Source organism: Nonomuraea solani (assembly GCF_900108335.1).
Lineage (GTDB): Bacteria > Actinomycetota > Actinomycetes > Streptosporangiales > Streptosporangiaceae > Nonomuraea > Nonomuraea solani.
On record NZ_FNVT01000002.1, the window covers coordinates 664,566 to 683,344 of the forward strand.

Sequence of the window (18,779 nt, forward strand, 5' to 3'; positions counted from 1 at the left end):
AAGCGAGGGCGACGGGGTCAGGTCGCGGGAGCGCCTCCCAAGTACAGGCGCCCGAGCCGCGGGTCCGCGGCCAGTTCGCGCGCGGGACCGGAGATGTGCACCCGGCCGAGGTCGAGCACGCAGCCGACGTCGGCCATCTCCAGCGCCCGGCGCGCGTTCTGCTCCACCAGCAGCACCGCCACGCCCGTCCTGCGCATGAGGTCGATCTGGTCGAACACCACCTGCGTGTTACGCGGGTCGAGCCCCATCGACGGCTCGTCGAGCAGCACCACGGACGGCTCCAGCATCAGCGCGCGGGCGAACTCGACCTGCTTCTGCTGCCCGCCCGACAGCAGCCCGGCCATGCTGCCCCACCGCTCGCCCACCACGGGGAACAGCTCCTTGACGGCCGCGATCCTGGTCTCCAGCTTGGCCTGGTCGCGGACGGTGAACCCGCCGAGCCGCACGTTCTCGGCCACGGTCATCTCGCGGAACACGCTGTGCCCCTGCAGCACGTGGGCCAGGCCCAGGCCGAGCAGCCGCTGCGGCGACAGCCCGGTCACGTCCTTCCCGGCCAGCAGCACCCGGCCCTCCCGGGGCACGAGCAGGCCGCTGGCGACCTTGAGCGCGGTGGACTTGCCGGCGCCGTTCGGGCCGACGAGGCAGACGACCTCGCCCGCGCGGACGGTGACGGCCAGCCCGCGCAGCACCGGCGCGGCCCTGCCGTACCCGGCGACGACGTCCTCCAGATTCAACACGACCTCAGACACCGAGATACGCCTCCAGCACCCGCGGGTCCTCCTGGATGAGTGACGGCGGCCCCTCGGCGATGGGCGCGCCCCGGTCGAAGACGATCACGTGGTCGCACATGCCCATCACCATGTCCATGTTGTGCTCGACGACGAGGAACGTGCGGCCTTCCGCGTTGAGGTCGCGGACGAGGCCGACGATCCGGTCGATCAGCGCCGGGTTGACGCCGCCGGCCGGCTCGTCGAGCAGCACCAGCTCCGGTTCGGCCATGAGGACCGCGGCCAGCTCCAGGAGCTTCTGCTGCCCGTACGACAGGTCGCGGGCCTCGGCCTCCTCCAGGTGCTCGATGCCCATGCGGCGCAGCCAGTGGCGGGCCCGCTCGACCTCGCCCTTGTCGTGCAGCCCCGCCAGCAGCTCGCGCAGCCGGGTCCTGCGCACCGCGACCAGCATGTTCTCCATGACGGTCAGGCGCGGGAAGATCCGGCAGAGCTGGAAGGTGCGGCCGATGCCCGCGTGCGCGATCCGGTGCGGCGAGTGCCGGGTGATCTCGCGGTCGCGGTAGAGCACCCGGCCCGAGTCCGGCCGGATCATGCCGGTGATCAGGTTGAAGAACGTGGTCTTCCCGGAGCCGTTCGGCCCGATCAGGCCGTTGATCTTGCCGTCCCGCAACTCGACGGCGGCGCCGTCCACGGCGAGCACGCCGCCGAACGCCTTGGTCAGCCCCTCGGTACGCAGCGAGCTCATCGCGTGACCCCCTGGAGTCGCTGGTCGGCGGTCTCGTCCGGGATGGAAGGCCCGCCGCGTTTCCCGGCGAACCTGGCCAGGATGCCGTCCGGCATGAACAGCACGACGAGCACGAGCACCAGCCCGGTCGCGGTCAGGTGGATCTGCGTCTCACCGAGCGCGATGAGGAAGTATTCGCCCGCCGGGGCCACGATGAGCGCGCCGAGCAGCGGGCCGTACAGGTGCCGGACGCCGCCGAGCAGGCTCATGAGCACCATGTACGAGCCGATGAGGATGGAGAAGACGAAGATCGGGTCGAGGCTGCCGAACCAGAGCGCGTACAGCCCGCCGGCCAGCGCCACGAACAGGGCGGACAGGGCGAAGGCGGTCACCTTGTACGCCCCGGTGGGCACGCCGAGCGACTCGGCCTTGTCCTCGTCCTCCCTGATGGCCCGCAGGCCCGCGCCGAACCGGGAGCGGGAGATGTACCACCAGGACAGCAGCGCGAGACCGAGCAGGGCCAGGAACAGGTAGAAGAACACCATGTGCGTCTGGCCGCGATGCAGGTCGGGGAAGGGCGAGGGCACCTGGAGGCCGGTGGAGCCGCCGGTGAGCGAGCGCCAGCCCTGCACGACCAGGTTCATCATCGACACGAGCGCGATGGAGACGATCACGAAGGACGCGCCGCGCACCCGTACGGCGGCGATGCCGACGCCGACGGCGAAGACCGTGACGAGCAGCGCCGAGCCGAGCAGGGCCACGACCCACGGCACGTCCAGGCGCACGACGAGCAGCCCGGTGCCGTACGCGCCCAGCCCGAAGAACGCCGAGTGGCCGAGCGAGACGTAACCGGTGAAGCCGCCGAGCAGGTTCCAGGAGGTGGACATGGCGGCGTACATGACGGTCAGCGCGCCCGCGTACACGAGGTAGTAGTTGGGCACCAGGAACGGATAGGCCAGCGCCAGCGCGCCGACCAAGAACGGGAGCCCTCTAGAAACGGTGCGCAAGCCGGCCTCCGAAGAACCCCTGGGGACGGACGAGCAGGGCCAGGAAGAGGAAGACGTAGAACATCATCGTGGCCCAGGTGGCGTCCACGGTGACGAGCACGAGACCCTCGACCACGCCCAGCATGACGGCCGCCAGCGCGGCGCCCACGACGCTGCCCAGGCCGCCGACCACGATGATGGCCATCAGCTTGCCGATCCACACCCAGTGCGAGGCGGGGAAGAACGGCGTGATCAGGGCCAGCACCGTGCCGCCGACGGCGGCGGTGGCCAGGCCCACGCCGAAGCCGTAGCCGGCGACGCGCTCGGTCTGGATGCCGACGAGCCTGGCGGCCTCGCGGTGCTGGATCGTGGCCCGCAGCGACTGCCCGAACCTGCTCTTGATCAGCACCGCGAACAGCACGGCGAGGGTGAGCGCGGCCACCCCGAACGCGATGATCTTGTCGTAGGGGAGGTGCACGCCGCCGATGGTCAGGGACCTGGTCGCGTACTCCATGCTGACCGACTTGTACGAGCCGGTGTAGAACGTGCCGAGCAGCCCCTCGATGGTCAGCGCGATGCCGAACGTGAGCAGCACCGACATCATGGCCAGGTTCTCGGGCGCCAGGCGGGCGATGAGCAGCCGCTGCACGGCCACGCCCAGCGCGAAGAAGAGCGGCACCGTCAGCGGCAGCGCCAGGAACGGGTCCACGCCGAACACGGTGTGCACGGTGTAGGTCAGGTACGCGCCCAGGAACAGGAACGCCGGATGCGCCACCATGACCACCCGCATCACACCGAAGTACAGGGACAGCCCCGAGGCCAGCAGCGCGTAGAGCCCGCCGGTCAGCACCCCCAGGGCCAGTCCCTGCAGGAGCAGGCTCACCATTCCTTCTTCGGGTAGACGATGTCGGCGGTCTTGGCCTGCTCGGGCAGGACGATCTCGACCTTGCCGTTCACGTACTGCTGGATCATGTGCGCCTGTTCCGGGCGTCCCTTGTCGTCGAACGACAGCGGCCCGACGACGGTCTCGAACGTGCCCTGCCTGATGTGCTCGGTCAGCTTGTCCTGGCATTCCTTGGTCGGGTCGACGCACTTGACCGCGTTCACGGCGCTCTCGACGATCTGGCCGACGGTGTAGCCGTTGGCCGCGTCCTCGTTGGCCTCGCCGTTGAACATCTCCTTGTACCGCTTGACCAGGTCCTGGTTGCCGGGGAACGTGGCGGTGGCCGACCAGCCGACCGGCGAGACGATGTGCTCGACGGCGCCCTTGACCGCGGCGGGAAACTCCGCCAGCGTCGGCCCCGTCGAGAATGCCGCCAGCTTGGGCTGCACCTTCAGCTCCTGCAGCGCGCGGACCAGGCCAACCGAGTCCTCGAACTGCGTGCCGCCGACGACCAGGTCGGGCTTGGCCGCCGCGATCTTGGCCGCGATGGGCGAGAAGTCGGTGGTCTCGGGCGGGTAGACCTCGTCGACGACCGTCTTGATCCCGGCCGCGGCGAGCTTGTCGCGCAGCCCGTACGCGGTGCCCTGGGCGAAGGGGTCGTCCAGGCTCGCGTACGCCGCCGTCTTCGGCCGCTTGTCGGCGGGCAGCTTGGTGATGTAGTCGGCCAGGTAGTTGTAGTGGTCGCCGGCGATCGCAGGAGCCGCGTAGAACAGCCGCTTGAAGCCCTGCTCGAAGACCTCGGCGGCGGCCCCGGCGGGCTCCACGAACAGCATGTTGTACGACTCGGCCACCTTCGCCGCCGGGATCACCAGCCGGGAGGAGAACGGCCCGAAGACCAGGTTGACCTTGTCCTGGGTGATGAGGGACTCGTAGTCCGAGCTGACCCGGTTGGGGTCGGAGGCGTCGTCACGGAAGATCAGCTCGACCTTCCTGCCGAGCAGGCCGCCCTTGGCGTTCACCCGGTCGGCCCAGACCTGGTAGCCCTCCTGGATGCCCTTGCCCGGCTCCGAGAAGTCGCCGGTGAGCGGGAGCGAGATGCCGACCTTCACCGGCCCCTGCTGCTGCCCCGGCGACTGCGCCGCGCCGGGTTCGTCGGTCTTCGCGCACGCGGTCAGCCCTAAGGCGCATATCGAGATGATCGCCAGACTCTTGGTAACTCGTGCCATGGAGGAGACCCCCGTCGAGAAGTGGCGGAGCGAAAGCGCTTTCGTAAGCGCTTTCGGTTACGATTACACGGGAATCCGCCCCGGACAAGGGGGTCCGCACCACATGACAGAGCGATCTTCGCCTTCCTCGCCGCCGCGCCTGGTCGATGTGGCCAGGGCCGCGGGGGTCTCGCTGGCGACGGCCTCCCGCGCCATGACGGGCAGCACGGGAGTGAGTGCCCAGCTCGCGGCGCATGTCCAGGCGATCGCCTCCGAGGTCGGCTACGTGCCCAATAGCCACGCGCGGGCGCTGGCCGGGGGGCAGGCGTCCATGGTGGGGCTGATCGTGCACGACGTCGGCGACCCCTACTTCGCCGAGATCGCCAGGGGTGTGCTGCGCGAGACCGAGAGCCGCGGCTTCCTGGCGCTGATCAGCCAGACCCAGCGCGACCCGCGCGCCGAGCTGGCCAGGGTCCGCGCGCTGCGCGCCCACCGGGTGACCTCGATCGTGCTGGCGGGCTCGGGCTACGTCGAGGCGGGCGACGAGACCGCGCTGGCCGCCGAGCTGCGCTCGTTCACCCTGGCGGGCGGCCGGGCCGCCGTGATCGGCCGCCACCACCTGCCGGTGGACGCGGTGCTGCCCGACAACGCGGCCGGCGGCGCCACGCTCATGGGCCATCTCCTCGACCTGGGCCACCGCCGCCTGGGCGTGCTGGGCGGCCCGGCCAACCTGACCACGGTCGAGGACCGGCTGGCCGGGCTGCGCACGGCCTACGGCGCGGCCGGGCTCGACTGGGCCTCGGTCCCGATGGTGCACGGCGACTTCACCAGGGAGGGCGGCGCGGCGGCGACCGCCCGGCTCATGCGGGCGCACCCGGACCTGACGGCGGTCGTGGCGCTGAACGACCCGATGGCGGTGGGGGCGCTGTCGTGGCTGCTGAACCACGGGCGCCGGGTGCCCGAGGAGATCTCGGTGGCCGGGTTCGACGACGTCCCGCTGGCGCGTGACGTCTTTCCGGCGCTCACCACGATCAGGCTGCCCATGGTGGGCATGGGCGAGCAGGCGCTGGAGCTGGTGCTCAAGCCGCCGGCCGCGCGGCCACGGCGCCGGCGCACCCGGCACGAGCTGGTGATCAGAGCCTCCACCGCCCCACCGGCCTCTTGACACTCCCTTTCGTCGGGTTACGATTCGCTAGTTTTGAAAGGAAAGCGCTTTCGAAAGCGCTTACGGTGCAGGGCGAGAGGATTTCCCCCGATGTCCGCCTTTCGCAAGTTAACGATCGCGACCGTCCTCCTGATGACCACCCTCTACGCTTCGCCGGCGAACGCCTGGGCCGAGCCGGTCCCGATCGACGATCCCATCCCCGAGAAGCCCGCCGCGTCGGCGCTCACGCTGACGCTGGAGGAGTTCGCCTCGTTCCCCAAGACCGAGCCGACCCCGGCGCCGACCGACCAGCGGCTGGTCCGCTGGGCCCGGATCAACTACCTGGGTGAGCTGCCCGACGGCTCGCGCCGCCTGTACGCCAACGACCTCAACGGCAAGCTCTACCTGCTCGGCAAGGACCGGCAGCCGCGTGAATACCTCGACGTCGCGGCCACGTTCGCGCCCGACTTCCTCTCGGGCCGCGGCCTGGGCAGCGGGTTCGGCTTCGCCGCCTTCCACCCCGACTTCGGCAGGAACGGCAAGTTCTACACCGTCCACACCGAGTGGGAAGCCGCGCTGACCACGAAGACCCCGGACCTGACGCCCCAGCCGGGCACCCGGTTCCACGGCGTGATCACCGAGTGGACGGCCACCGACCCGAAGGCCGCCGTGTTCGCCGGCACCCGCAGGGAGGTGCTGCGGCTCGGCTTCTCCGGCCAGATCCACGGCATCCAGCAGATCGACTTCAACCCGGCCGCCCGCCGCGGCGACAAGGACTACGGCCTGCTCTACGTCGCCGCGGGCGACGGCGGCAGGGGCACCACCAGCGACGACCCGCAGAACCTGGCGATCCCACAGGGCAAGATCCTGCGCATCGACCCCGCCGGCACCAACAGCGCCAACGGCAAGTACGGCATCCCCGCCGCGAACCCGTTCGCCGGCCAGGAGGGCAGGCTCGGCGAGATCTACGCCTACGGCATGCGCGACCCGCACCGCTTCAGCTGGGACACGCGGGCCGGCGGCAACCGGTTGCTCCTCGGCCACATCGGCGAGCACGCCATCGAGGCCGTCTACGACGTCGGCGCGGGCGACAACCTGGGGTGGAGCGAGCGCGAGGGCCGCTTCGTCTACAACAGGGCCGACCGCTGCCACCTGTACACGCTGCCCGACGACGACGCGCAGTTCGGCTACAACTACCCGGTGGCCGCCTACGACCACGACCCGCCGCCCGGCCACCCGTGCACCGCCGACAGCGGCCACGCCATCGTCGGCGGCTTCGTCTACCGGGGTGCCCGGCTGCCGCAGCTCCACGGCAAGTACCTGTTCGGCGACATCGTGGACGGCCAGGTGTTCTTCACCGTCGCGTCCCAGATGAAGAAGGGCGCCGGCCGGGCGCCGATGTACAAGCCGCGGCTGGTGGACTCGACCGGCAAGCAGGTGACCATGGCGGACCTGGCCGGCCACGCCCGGGTGGACCTGCGCTTCGGCCAGGACAACGCGGGTGAGCTCTACCTGCTGTCCAAGGCCAACGGCAAGATCTGGAAGGTCACGAAGGCGGCCTATCCGGCCGGCGTGCTGCCCACGTTCCGCCAGAACCTGGTGGCCTCCTACGACTTCGAGCACCCGCTGCCCGGCGACCCCGCCAAGGAGCAGGACCAGGGCACCTCCGGCAGCACCATCACGCTGGTCAACGGCGGCCAGGCGATGCGCGTGCCGGACAAGGCGTACCGGGGCAGCGGGAACGCGTTGCAGACCAGGCAGGTCGAACCGGCGACGGCGGGCAACGACGACTGGAAGGCCGGCGTGTACGGCGAACCGGGCGTGCCCAGCCTGCGGGCCTTCAACGGCGTCAAGGCGACCACGATCATGGGCTGGTTCAAGATGCAGGGCCAGGGCCCCGCGCCCAACTCCAACACCGCCGACCCGGCCGACTACTACGGCGCGATCGGGCTGGCCGGGCTGCTCAGCGGCAACTCCCAGGGCCACGACGTGCGAGCGCTGCTCGAACTGATCACGGTCAACGGCGAGCTGCGGGTGGTGGCGCTGGCCAGAAGGGTGGACGGCAGCAGTTCACAGACGTTCGCCGCGAACAAGCCGTGGCAGGAGATCCTGCCCCGCGACACGTGGGTGTTCCTCGCCGCCACGTACGACTTCGACACCGCGACCATGAAGCTGTACAAGAACGGCAGGCCGCTCGACGGCTTCAACACGGTCACCGGCGACCCGTGGGGAGTCGAGGGCGATCCCGAGCCCGACGTCACCTCGGCCACCGACCCGAGAGGCATCAAGATCGGCGGCAGCTACCCGCAGAACACCAGGGAGCAGAACCCCTGTGACTGCCGCATGGACGGCCTGATGTTCCTGGACCGGGCCGCGAGCCCGGCCGAGATCAGGGCCCAGTACGAGCTCGTCCGCCGGCGCTAGCCGACGACCTGCATCTTCTTGGTCCGATGGTCCGTGAGATGCAGGTCGCCGCCGAGCCGTTCCTTGAGCAGATCCAGCACCGACCGGCTGGACAGGACCGTCCAGAGGTTGCCGACCAGGTGCGGGTTGTACTCGGGCGCGGCGTCCATCCAGGCGTCCTTGCCGGCCTGGTTCTTGAACGTCGTGACGAAGAACTCGCCGTCGGGGGTCCTGCAGTACCCCGTACGGATCTCGGCGGCGTCGACCTGCATCCGTGGCTCGCAGCCCACCTTGGCGGCGAGCTGCTCGACGGTGAGGGGGGCGGCGCCGATCTTGCCGCCTGCCGCGACGTAGCCGCCGCCCCCGCTCCCGGAGGAGCAGGCGGCGGCCAGTCCGGCCAGCAACGCGAACGCGGCCAGACGTGGAAATGTCGTCATGTGCGGAGGTACGCAGGCCCCCCGAGGCCGGTTCAGACCCAGACCATCTAGTTGGGCGCCGGCGTCATCGAGACCCGGTGGTCCGTCAGATGGAGGTCCCCCGCGAGCGGGCCCTTCAGCACTTCGAGCGTCTTGAGCGGCCCCAGCACGGTCCAGCGAGGGCCCACCAGGTGGGGGTTGTACTCGGGCGCCTGGTCCATCCACTCGTCCTTGAGCTTCTCCGTCTTGAACGTGTTGACGAAGAACTCGCCTTCGGCGGTCTTACAGTAGGCCGTCCGGATCTCGTCGCCCTCGACCTGGATCTTGGGTTTGCACCCGACCTTGGTCGAGATCTGTTCGACGGTGAGGGGAGTGGCATTGGGGGGTTGCTGGGTCTTTCCCGCTGCGACGTAGTCGCTCCAGCCGCCTGAGGAGCAGCCGGCGACCAGTCCGGCCAGCAGCGCGAAAGCGGCCAGACGTGGAAATGTCGTCATGTGCGGAGGTACGCAGGCTCACCGGGCCCGGTTCAGCGCAGAACCACACAACCTTTCGACTCAAGCCGGCGCAGCACCCCGGGATCACCGTCGAGCTTGTTCCACCGCAGGTCGAGCTTCTCCAGCGCGGGCAGCCCGGCCAGCCCGTCCGGCAGCTCGCGCAACCGGTTGTTGCGCAGGTCGAGGTGGATGAGCCGGGGCGGCAGCGCCTCCGGCAGCGCGCGCAGGCGGTTGTCGCGCAGGTCGAGGACGCGCAGCTCGCCCAGCCCGGCGATCGACGCGGGCAGCCGGGTCAGCCGGTTGCCCTGGAGGTGCAGCTCGCGCAGCCGGGAAAGGCCGCCGATCGTCTCCGGGAGCGCCTCCAGGCGGTTGTGGTAGAGCCGCAGCTCCACCAGCGCGGCCATGGAACCGATCGTGTCCGGCAGGCGCTCCAGGCGGTTGTCGGTGAGGTTGAGGTAGGCCAGCCGGTCCAGCCGCCCGATCGAGCCGGGCACCCGGGTGAACCGTTGTCGCTCAGGTAGAGGTAGTCGGTGAGCGGCAGGTCGCCGATCTCGGGCGGGATCTCGGTGAGCCGGTTGTGGCCCAGGTCGAGCATGCGCAGCCGGCTCAGCCCGCCGATGGCCGGGGGCACGTGGGTGAGGGCGTTCTCGGCCAGGTTGAGCGATTCGAGGCCGGTCAGCTTCCACAGGGAGCCGGGCACCTCGGTCAGCCCGTTCGAGCCGGCCGCCAGGTGCCGGAGCTTGGCCGGGAGGTGGCCGGGGAGGGCGCCGACGCGGTTGCCGTACAGGAAGAGGGTTTCCAGGGCGGGCGGGCAGGCGGGGAAGGCGGTCAGCTCGTTGCCGTCGAGGTGCAGCGCGCGCAGCGCGGTGAGCCCGGACAGGTCGGGCAGCCGCCGCACGCCGTTGCCGTCGAGCCGCAGCTCCTCCAGCGCCGCCAGCCCGGCGACCCACGCGGGCACCTCGGCGATCCGGTTCCAGGCCAGGTCGATCAGCTGAACGTCGGCCGCGACATCGGGAAAAACGGTCAGGCCGGAATCGGGGGCGCGCATGGCGGCGATCATCTCATGCTGTGTTCATCTGCTGTGTTCATCTGCTGTGTTGATCGCCTCGCTCCGCCCGATGCCGACGCCTTTCCCCGTCGCTCTGGCCGCTACGCTCCCGCCGCTCCTCCTCCAGGCGACGGCGCTCCCTCGCGTCGAAAAGCTCGGAGGGCGAGATGGGCATGCGGTCGATGGCGATGCCCTCGGCGTCCTCGATGGCCGAGGCGATGACCGCCGAGACCGGGATCACGCCGGCCTCGCCCGCGCCCTTGATGCCGAGCGGGTTGAGCGGCGACGGCGTCTCCAGGTGGGCGGTCTCGATGTGCGGGATCTCGGTGGCGTACGGCATCAGGAAGTCCATGAAGGAGGCGTTCACGAGCTGCCCGTGCTGGTCGTAGACCATGCGCTCGTAGAGGGCGCCGCCGATGCCCTGGGCCACTCCCCCGTGGATCTGCCCCTCCACGATCATGGGGTTGATCAGCCGGCCGCAGTCGTGCACGACGGCGTACCGGACGATCTTGATCTCGGCGGTGTCCGGGTCGGTCTCGACGATCGCGGCGTGCATGCCGGAGGCGAACGTGGACCTGATCGGCGAGTAGAAGTCGCGGCCCTCCAGCCCCGGCTCCTCGCCCTCGGCGACCGGCGGGCGGTCGGGAGAGGCCGTGCCGGAGAATTGGGTCGCCTTGGCCGTCTCCTCGTCGAAGGCGTAGCGCAGCGGGTTGGCCAGCACCGCCACCGTGGACAGCGGGATGGACGCGGACGGCGCGCCGGCCACGTGCACGACGCCGTCGGCGATGTCGAGGTCGTCCGGGCTGGCCTCCAGCGCGTCGGCGGCCACGCGCAGCGCCTTGGCGCGGACCTTCCGGCAGGCCAGCGCGATGGCGTTGCCACTGACGACGGCCGCCCGGGAGGCGAAGGTGCCGACCGCGTAGCCGAACCTGCGGGTGTCGCCGGTGACCACGCTGACGCGCTCGATGGGCACGCCCAGCTCGGTGGCGGCGATCTGGGCGAACACGGTCTCGTGGCCCTGCCCCTGCGAGGTGAGGCCGGTGGAGACGTGGACGCGGCCGTCGGAGGTGATCTGCACGTGCCCGCCCTCGTACGGGCCCACGCCGGTGCCCTCGACGTAGCAGCCGATGCCGATGCCCCGCCCCGGGCGCCGTTCGAAGGAGTCCCAGCCGATCAGCTCCTTGATCATGCGGAGCATCTCCGGGTAGTTCCCGCTGTCGTAGATGAGCGGCCGGCCGTCCTGGAACGTCATGCCCTGGTCGTACGGGAACTCCTCTGGCCGGATGAGGTTGACCTCCCGCACGTCCGTGCGATCCTTGCCCAGGTAGCGGGCGATCTTGTCCATCGTGCGTTCCATGCAGAACACGCCCTGCGGCCGCCCGGCCCCCCGATACGGGGTGACCTGCACCGTGTTGGTGTAGACGGCGGTGAACTCGACCCGGTAGGCCCCCGGCTTGTACGGCCCCAGCAACTGCGTCGAGGTGATGATCGGGACGATGATCCCGTAAGGGGTGTAGGCCCCGTGGTCGTGCAGAATCGTCACGTCGAGCCCCAGCACGCGCCCGTCGTCGTCGAACCCCACCCGCACGTGCTGCACCTGCGCCCGCTCGTGCGCGGACGAGACGAAGTGCTCGCGACGGTCTTCAGCCCACTTGACCTCGCGCCCGAGCGTCATCGCGGCCCACGGGACGAGCACCTCCTCCGGCCACGGGTGCACGATCTTCACTCCGAAGCCGCCGCCCACGTCGGGGGCGATCACCTCGACCTGCGGCAGCGGCAGCCCGAGCGCGGCGGCCACGGCCATGCGGACGCTGGTGGAGGTCTGGGTGCTGGAGTAGACGCGCAGGTCCCGGCCGTCCCAGCGGGCGTACACGCCGCGGCCCTCCAGCGGCATGCTGGCGCTGCGCTCGATGTCGAGCCGGAAGGCCAGCGTGTGCGGCGCCGCCTCGATGGCCTCCCTGGCGCCGCGCCCGCCGGCCGGCGCGACCTCCTGGACGAGGTGGGCGCCGACGTTGCCGGGCACGTCCTCGTGCACGAGCTGGGCGCCCTGCACGGACTCCTCCAGGCCGACGACCGGCTTGAGCGGCTCGTAGTCCACCTCGATGAGCGCGCAGGCGTCCTCGGCGGCGTAGCGGTCGGTGGCCACGACCATGACCACCGGCTCGCCCACGTGCCTGACGAGCTCCCTGGCCAGCGGGTACGCGGTGCGCCCGTGCGTGAGCGCCGGGTGCGGGATCAGCAGCGGCAGCGCCCGGCCGACCCGCTCGGGCAGGTCCTCCCAGGTGTAGATGGCGACGAGCCCCTCGACGTCGAGGGCCGCCGTGACGTCCACGTCGCGAATACGGGCGTGGGCGTGCGGCGAGCGCACGAACGCCGCCGCCAGGGCCTCGCCCCCGAGGTCGTCGAGGTAGCGGCCCTGCCCGGTGAGCAGTCTGGGGTCCTCGCGGCGCGCCACGGGCTCCCCGAACAGCTTCGTCGTCATGCTTCCTCCGCCAGCAGCTCGGCGGCCCGGTGGACGGCCTTGACGATGTTCTGGTAGCCGGTGCAGCGGCACAGGTTGCCGGAGATGCCCTCCACGACCTCCTCCTCGGTGGGCGCCGGGTTCTCCTGGAGCAGGGCGGTCACCGTGCACAGGAAGCCCGGGGTGCAGAACCCGCACTGGAGCCCGTGGCACTCGGCGAACGCGCGCTGCACCGGCGACAGGCCGCCGTCCTGGCCGGCCAGGCCCTCGACGGTGGTGAGCTCGGCGCCGTCGACCGTGACGGCGAACGTCAGGCAGGAACGGATCGGGCGGCCGTCGAGCAGCACCGTGCAGCAGCCGCAGACGCCGTGCTCGCAGCCGACGTGGGTGCCGGTGAGGCCGAGGTCGTGGCGCAGGCAGTCGGACAGCAGGCGGCGGGCGGGCACGCGGACGCGCCGGGCCGTGCCGTTCACGACGAGCGTGATCTCATGCTCCACGGGCCGCCGCCCCCTCCCGCGCCGCGTTGCGCAGCGCCCGCTCGGCCAGCACGCCCACCAGGTACCGCCGGTAGGCGGCGGAGGCGTGAATGTCGGTCTCGGGCTCGGCCGCGTCCCGTACGCGCGCCACCGCGGCCGCCCAGTCGCTCTCACGGACGGTACGGCCCGCGCACGTCTCCCCCAGCTCCACGACCACGGGAGCGGGCCCGACCCCGACACACGCGACCCTGGCGTCGGTGACCAGCTCATCAACGGTGACGACGACCGCGCAGACCCCGGCCAGCGCGTAGTCGCCATGCCTGCGGGCGATCTCCTCGAAGGCGCACCCGGTGCCCGGCCCCAGCGCCGGGAAGAACGCCGACACGGCCAGCTCGCCCGCCTCGACCGCCGACTCCATGGGCCCGGTGAAGAAGTCGCGCGCGTCCACCTCCCGCACCGCCATCGCGCCGGCGTCGCAGCGGGCCACCCGTACGCGTCCGCCCAGGACGGCCAGCACGGCGGGCAGCTCGGCGGCCGGGTCGGCGTGCACGAGACTGCCCACCACCGTGCCCCGGTTGCGGATCACGGGGTGCGCGACCAGCTTGAGCGCCTTCGTGAGCAGCGGATGCGCGCCGGCCCGCTCCGCGTCGGCATGCCTGACCAGCGCGCCGACGCTCACCCCGGCCTCGTCCGCCTCCAGGGTGGCCAGGGAGCCGATCCGGTTGATGTCGACGAGGTGCTTGGGCGCCGCCAGCCGCATGTTCAGCATCGGGATGAGGCTCTGGCCGCCGGCCAGCACCTTGCCGCGTGACTCCGCCAGGGTCCGCAGCGCCTCACCGAGCTCGCGGGGCGCGTGGTATTCGAACGGCGGCGGCTTCACCCGGCCTCGCTTCTGGCGGGCTCGGGGGATCGGCCCGCGATGGCGCGCAGCAGGTGGTATCCGCCCAGCACCACGATCGTGCCGAGCGCGATGCCCTCCAGGGTGAAGTCCCCGCCGATGAAGTGCTGCACAGGTCCGATGGCCAGGATGATTCCCGCCCCGATCGGAACCATGTTCACGGGGTCGGCGAAGTTCACCCTGTTCTCGATCCAGATCTTGGCGCCGAGCAGGCCGATCATGCCGTACAGGATGACGGTCACCCCGCCGAGCACCCCGCCAGGGGTGGCCGCGACCAGCGCCCCGAACTTGGGGCAGAGGCCGAACAGGATGGCGATGATCCCGGCGATGTAGTAGGCGGCGGTCGAGTAGACCTTGGTGGCCGCCATGACCCCGATGTTCTCGGCGTACGTCGTCGTGGGCGAGCCGCCGACCGCGCTCGTGACCACGGTGCCGACCCCGTCGGCGAGCACGGCGCGGCCCACGTACGGGTCCACGTCGGTCCCGGTCATCTCGCCCACGGCCTTGACGTGCCCGATGTTCTCCGCGATCAGCGCGATCACCGCGGGCAGCACCAGCAGCACGGCCGAGGTCTTGAAGTCGGGCGCGTGGAAGTCCGGCAGCCCGAACCACGGCGCCGCGGCGACCCCGTCGAAGCTCACCCGGTCGTGCGGGAGCGCGGTCGCGACGCAGTACGTGCCCTCGGCCGGGCAGGTGGCGCCGGCCGCGTCCCGCAGGTTGACGCCGGGCAGCACGGACGTGATCGGCCCCGCCGTCCGGTCCAGCACCCACGACAGCACGAACCCGGCCACGAGCCCGACCAGCACGCCGATGCGCCCGATGAACCCCTTGAACAGCACGATCACCACGAACGTGATCAGCATCGTGACGAGCGCGACCCAGTGGTCCTGCGGCCAGTAGACGTCCGCCACCACGAACGCCAGCCCGAACCCGATGAGCATCACGACCGCGCCGGTGACCACCGGCGGGAAGACGCGGTGGATGATCTGCACGCCGAGGAAGTGGATCGCCAGCCCGGCCAGCGCCAGCACGAGCCCGGCGACCAGGATGGCGCCGGTCACGATCGCGTCCGCCGCCGCGGGGTCACCGCCCGCGGCCGCCCTGATGGCGAACACCCCGCCCACGAAGGACGCGCTGGTGCCCAGGTAGCTGGGCACCTTGCCCTTCACGATCAGCAGGAACATGATCGTCGCGACGCCCGACATCATCACGGCGACGTTCGGATCCAGCCCCATCACCAGGGGGAACACGAAGGTCGCGCCGAACATCGCGATCACGTGCTGCGCGCCGAACCCCACCATCCGGGGCCAGCTCAGTCTCTCGTCGGGCCTGACCACCTCGCCGGGGGCGAGATGCCTGCCGTCACCGTGTTTGGTCCATCCGACAACCATGGAGAGCCCCTCTATGTACTGGGCGCTGGGCCGGCGACACGTTCCGTTGCGGGCACATTAGGCCCGCTGGCACGCTCCTACACGGGCATGATCTGCCAAATCTGCGCCGACGACCAGACATAACCTCGCGCACATGGGTGTGAGCGGCCCTAGCGGCGGGTGACGCGCAGCAGGTGGTAGCCGGCCAGGAGCACGATCGTGCCGAGCGCGATGCCGCTGAGCGCGAAGGTGCCGGTGATGGGGAACGCGACGGGGCCGATGGCGCAGATGATGCCCGCGCCGACGGGGACGAGGTTGACCGGGTCCGACAGGTTCACCCGGTTCTCGATCCAGATCTTGGCGCCGAGCAGGCCGATCATGCCGTACAGGATGGTCGTCACCCCACCCAGCACCCCGCCGGGGGTGGCGGCGATGAGCGCCCCGAACTTCGGGCAGAGCCCGAACAGGATCGCGATGACCGCCGCGATGTAGTACGCGGCGGTCGAGTAGACCTTGGTGGCCGCCATGACGCCGATGTTCTCGGCGTACGTGGTCGTGGCCGAGCCGCCCACCGACGTCGCCACCACGGTCCCGACGCCGTCGGCCAGCACCGCCCGCCCCATGTACGCGTCCACGTCGGCCCCGGTCATCTCCCCCACGGCCTTGACGTGCCCCACGTTCTCGGCGATGAGCGCGATCACCACGGGCAGTACCAGCACGATGGCGGACACCTCGAACACGGGTCCGTGCAGCGACGGCAGCCCCACCCAGTCGGCCCGGGCGACGCCCTCCAGGTTCACCCGGAAGTGCTCGGTCACCGCCCCGCTGTCGTCCGGCGCCGTGATCTTCCCGCCGGCCAGGTCCCACACCCAGGACAGCACGAACCCGAACACGAGCCCGAGCAGCACCCCGATCCGGCCCAGGAACCCCCGGAACACCCCGATGAACACGAACGTGGCCGCCATGGTCAGCAGCGCCACCCACGGGTCCTTCGGCCAGTAGACGTCCGCCGCCACGTAGGCCATCCCGAACCCGATGAGCATCACCACGCCGCCGGTGACGATGGGCGGGAAGACCCGATGGATGACGCCGACGCCCAGCTTGTGAATGGCGAACCCGCACAGGGCCAGCACGACGCCGACGACGAGCAGCGCCCCGGTGACGGTCCCGTCGCCTCCCCCGGCCGCCCTGATCGCCACCACGGCCCCGACGAACGACGCGCTGGACCCCACGTAGCTGGGGATCTTCCCCTTGACGATCAGCAGGAAGATGATGGTCGCGACCCCCGACATCATCACGGCGAGGTTGGCGTCGAGGCCCATGACGAGCGGGAACACGAAGGTCGCGCCGAACATCGCGATGACGTGCTGCGCCCCGATCCCCACCATCCTGGGCCAGCTGAGGCGTTCGTCGGGCTTGACCACCTCACCCGGCGTCAGGTGTTTCCCATCCCCGTGCACCTTCCACCCGAACGCCACGACCGCACCTCAATCTCCCGCCTGACCAGCGGGTATGTCTCCTACCTGATCTCGGAGAGCACAATAGAGGGTGCTGATCAGTTCCAGTACGGCGGGCACTCCGTTCCCGGGCTTTACGGCTCTCGCCCCAGGGGCGGTTTCTTCTTCGATCTACTCCACCCTGATCGAGAACCCCTCCCCGCTGACCACCTGCCCGGTCCGGATCTTGGCCCGCTTCCTCAGCTCGACCTCACCGTCCACCATCACCATCCCCTCGGCGATGAGGTGTTTGGCCATGCCTCCCGTCTCCGTGATGCCGCAATATTTCAGCAGGTCACACAGCGGGATGTACTCGGAGCGCAGTTCGAAGTCCACGGCCCCCAAGCCTAGATCCCGCCTAGATCCCCCGCATCCGCAGGACGTGCAGGGCCAGGGTCAGGTTGAGGCGCAGGTGGGGGTCGTCGGTGAAGTTGCCCAGCATGCGCTCCAGTTTCCCGATCCGGTAGCGCAGCGTGTTGTAGTGGAAGTGCAGCCGCCGGGCCGTCTCCGCCACGTTCAGGTTGGTCTCCAGGAGCACCTGGAGGGTGCGCCGCAGGTCGCCGTTCTCGGCGTCGGCGTCGGAGGCCAGCGGGCCGAGCGTCTCCCGTACGAACGCGTGCAGTTCGGCCGTGTCGTTGACCAGCGACAGCAGCCGGTACACCCCGAGCTGGTCGAAGTGCGCCACCGCCCCGGGCCCGTGCAGCTGCCGCCCGACCCTGGCGGCCTTGAGCGCCTGCGAATACGCCTCCGGCAGCGTCTCCGCCCCCGGGCTCGGCCGTGAGGTGCCGGTGGAGAACGTGGCGGGCGGCACGTCGGCGAACGCCGAGGCGGCGTCCTTGGCCACGCGCGCGGCGTCGAGCGCGGCGTCCACCACGGCCACCACCTCGTGCGAGAACCCGGCCACCGCGCCGCGCGGGTCGTGCCGCCTGATCGCGGCCGTCCAGCAGGCGACGAGGCGGTCCTGGGCGCTGCGCTCGTCGCCCTCCGGGTCGAGCTCGGCCACCAGCACCGTCACCGGCCGCGCCAGGTCCCAGCCGAACGCCCTGGCCCGCCCGGTCACCCGTTCCGCCGTGCCGGCCCGCCCGGTGAGCACATCGCGCAGGAAGTCGGCCCGGTACTTGCTCTCGACGGCGTTGACCGCCTCCTGCCGGGTGACGACGAGCGCGGCGACGGTGGCCGCGCGCTCCAGGATGCCGACGTCGCTGTCCCTGATCGCCCCCGACGGGCTGTAGGCCACGATCCGGCCGTGGTGGTGCCCGCCGGCCAGCACCGGGACCGAGGCGAACGAGCGTGCCCGGCCCGCCGCGGGGGAGGCCGGCGGGCTTTCGCGGGAGCGGGAGACGGACTCGCGCAGGACGGCCACGTGGTCGCCGGGCCCGGCGGTGGCCAGGACGCGGCCGGAGCCGTCCACGGCCGCCACCGACACGTCGAGGAGCTGCGCCACCTCGGCGGTGACCTCGCCCAGCCCGCCGCCGGCCAGCACCACCTGGACCAGCGCCCGGTGCGCCTCCTCGGCACGGGCGAGCACGGCGGCCTGCCGGTTGAGGATGTCGGTGAGCACCTGGTTGAGGATGTCGTCGAAGCCGACGTCGTTGGGCAGCAGGATGAGCGGGAAGCCGAGCCGGTCCGCCTGCTCGACCATCTCGTCGGGCAGTTCGTCCACGTAGCGCCCGAGTTTGATCGCCAGGGCGGCCAGCCCGCGCTCGTCGAGGTCGGCCACCAGCCGCCCGAGCGACTGCGGCGTGTTGCGCAGCGGGTAACCGGTGGTGAGCAGCAGTTCGTGCGGCTTGACCCAGGCCAGGATGTCGGGGACCTCCATCACGTTGAGCCGCTGCACGATGCGGCCCAGCCCGTGCTCCCCCGCGATCAGCCGGGCGTCGGCGAGGGTGGAGACGCCGAGGACCTCGCCCACGGACACGCCATGGATGATCGTTCCGGTGCTCGCGAGACGGACGGGGGGCTCCATGGGGAAATTGTGAACCCAGAAGCGGTCTGTCAGGAAGAGCCAACCTTCCCGCTGACTGTTGGCAAATTTCTCCGTACGGAG

18 protein-coding genes are annotated in these 18,779 nt (G+C 70.8%); 2 read left to right on the top strand and 16 right to left on the bottom strand.

From position 1 onward, the window contains the following. Nucleotides 1–17: 17 nt before the first annotated feature. Genes C4V41_RS08710 through C4V41_RS08730 form a run of 5 tightly spaced genes read right to left on the bottom strand, consistent with a single transcriptional unit; the run spans nucleotide 18 to nucleotide 4,547 of the window. Complete coding sequence (locus C4V41_RS08710) at nucleotides 18–749, bottom strand: ABC transporter ATP-binding protein (RefSeq protein WP_200823842.1); 732 nt, start codon at nucleotides 747–749, stop codon at nucleotides 18–20. Beyond that, entirely contained in the window at nucleotides 742–1,473 is a 732-nt protein-coding gene (locus C4V41_RS08715; RefSeq protein ID WP_103955233.1) for an ABC transporter ATP-binding protein, read from the bottom strand. The genes C4V41_RS08710 and C4V41_RS08715 overlap by 8 nt, the downstream gene beginning before the upstream one ends. Continuing rightward, entirely contained in the window at nucleotides 1,470–2,459 is a 990-nt protein-coding gene (locus C4V41_RS08720; protein ID WP_200823843.1) for a branched-chain amino acid ABC transporter permease, read from the bottom strand. Before C4V41_RS08720 ends, C4V41_RS08715 begins: the two co-directional genes overlap by 4 nt. Continuing rightward, nucleotides 2,443–3,324, bottom strand: a complete 882-nt coding sequence (locus tag C4V41_RS08725; protein WP_103955234.1) for a branched-chain amino acid ABC transporter permease — start codon at nucleotides 3,322–3,324, stop codon at nucleotides 2,443–2,445. The genes C4V41_RS08720 and C4V41_RS08725 overlap by 17 nt, the downstream gene beginning before the upstream one ends. Further along, nucleotides 3,318–4,547 (bottom strand): amino acid ABC transporter substrate-binding protein, encoded by a 1,230-nt coding sequence (locus C4V41_RS08730; protein ID WP_103955235.1) that lies wholly within the window; start codon nucleotides 4,545–4,547, stop codon nucleotides 3,318–3,320. Before C4V41_RS08730 ends, C4V41_RS08725 begins: the two co-directional genes overlap by 7 nt. Before the next feature lie 103 nt (nucleotides 4,548–4,650). Between C4V41_RS08730 and C4V41_RS08735 the strand changes: the two genes are divergently transcribed. Together C4V41_RS08735 and C4V41_RS64085 are read left to right on the top strand one after the other, a co-directional pair. Further along, complete coding sequence (locus tag C4V41_RS08735) at nucleotides 4,651–5,691, top strand: LacI family DNA-binding transcriptional regulator (protein WP_103955236.1); 1,041 nt, start codon at nucleotides 4,651–4,653, stop codon at nucleotides 5,689–5,691. 132 nt (nucleotides 5,692–5,823) lie between these two features. After that, complete coding sequence (locus C4V41_RS64085) at nucleotides 5,824–8,094, top strand: PQQ-dependent sugar dehydrogenase (RefSeq protein WP_235029985.1); 2,271 nt, start codon at nucleotides 5,824–5,826, stop codon at nucleotides 8,092–8,094. On the opposite strand, the gene C4V41_RS08745 is transcribed toward C4V41_RS64085, so the two are convergent. From C4V41_RS08745 to C4V41_RS08790, 11 genes are all read right to left on the bottom strand, one after another. Further along, the gene (locus C4V41_RS08745) at nucleotides 8,091–8,510 is read right to left on the bottom strand and encodes a hypothetical protein (protein ID WP_103955238.1); all 420 of its coding nucleotides are present in this window, start codon (nucleotides 8,508–8,510) and stop codon (nucleotides 8,091–8,093) included. The genes C4V41_RS64085 and C4V41_RS08745 overlap by 4 nt on opposite strands. Nucleotides 8,511–8,557: 47 nt before the next feature. Continuing rightward, nucleotides 8,558–8,983, bottom strand: coding sequence for a hypothetical protein (locus tag C4V41_RS08750; protein WP_103955239.1), 426 nt, complete (start codon nucleotides 8,981–8,983; stop codon nucleotides 8,558–8,560). 32 nt (nucleotides 8,984–9,015) lie between these two features. Next, nucleotides 9,016–9,387 (bottom strand): leucine-rich repeat domain-containing protein, encoded by a 372-nt coding sequence (locus C4V41_RS64090; protein ID WP_235029986.1) that lies wholly within the window; start codon nucleotides 9,385–9,387, stop codon nucleotides 9,016–9,018. Then, on the bottom strand, nucleotides 9,276–10,031 hold the full coding sequence (locus C4V41_RS08755) for a leucine-rich repeat domain-containing protein (RefSeq protein WP_235029987.1): 756 nt from the start codon (nucleotides 10,029–10,031) through the stop codon (nucleotides 9,276–9,278). Before C4V41_RS08755 ends, C4V41_RS64090 begins: the two co-directional genes overlap by 112 nt. A gap of 37 nt (nucleotides 10,032–10,068) precedes the next feature. Further along, nucleotides 10,069–12,513 (bottom strand): aerobic carbon-monoxide dehydrogenase large subunit, encoded by a 2,445-nt coding sequence (gene cutA, locus C4V41_RS08760; protein WP_235029988.1) that lies wholly within the window; start codon nucleotides 12,511–12,513, stop codon nucleotides 10,069–10,071. Continuing rightward, nucleotides 12,510–12,989, bottom strand: a complete 480-nt coding sequence (locus tag C4V41_RS08765; RefSeq protein ID WP_103955240.1) for a (2Fe-2S)-binding protein — start codon at nucleotides 12,987–12,989, stop codon at nucleotides 12,510–12,512. Before C4V41_RS08765 ends, cutA begins: the two co-directional genes overlap by 4 nt. Continuing rightward, entirely contained in the window at nucleotides 12,979–13,848 is an 870-nt protein-coding gene (locus tag C4V41_RS08770) for an FAD binding domain-containing protein (RefSeq protein WP_103955241.1), read from the bottom strand. The genes C4V41_RS08765 and C4V41_RS08770 overlap by 11 nt, the downstream gene beginning before the upstream one ends. Further along, nucleotides 13,845–15,257, bottom strand: a complete 1,413-nt coding sequence (locus C4V41_RS08775; protein ID WP_103955242.1) for a uracil-xanthine permease family protein — start codon at nucleotides 15,255–15,257, stop codon at nucleotides 13,845–13,847. The genes C4V41_RS08770 and C4V41_RS08775 overlap by 4 nt, the downstream gene beginning before the upstream one ends. 149 nt (nucleotides 15,258–15,406) lie before the next feature. After that, the gene (locus tag C4V41_RS08780; protein WP_103955243.1) at nucleotides 15,407–16,714 is read right to left on the bottom strand and encodes a uracil-xanthine permease family protein; all 1,308 of its coding nucleotides are present in this window, start codon (nucleotides 16,712–16,714) and stop codon (nucleotides 15,407–15,409) included. 150 nt (nucleotides 16,715–16,864) lie between these two features. Further along, nucleotides 16,865–17,068, bottom strand: a complete 204-nt coding sequence (locus C4V41_RS08785; protein WP_200823844.1) for an RNA-binding S4 domain-containing protein — start codon at nucleotides 17,066–17,068, stop codon at nucleotides 16,865–16,867. 22 nt (nucleotides 17,069–17,090) lie between these two features. After that, complete coding sequence (locus tag C4V41_RS08790; RefSeq protein ID WP_103955245.1) at nucleotides 17,091–18,698, bottom strand: PucR family transcriptional regulator; 1,608 nt, start codon at nucleotides 18,696–18,698, stop codon at nucleotides 17,091–17,093. Nucleotides 18,699–18,779: the final 81 nt, after the last annotated feature.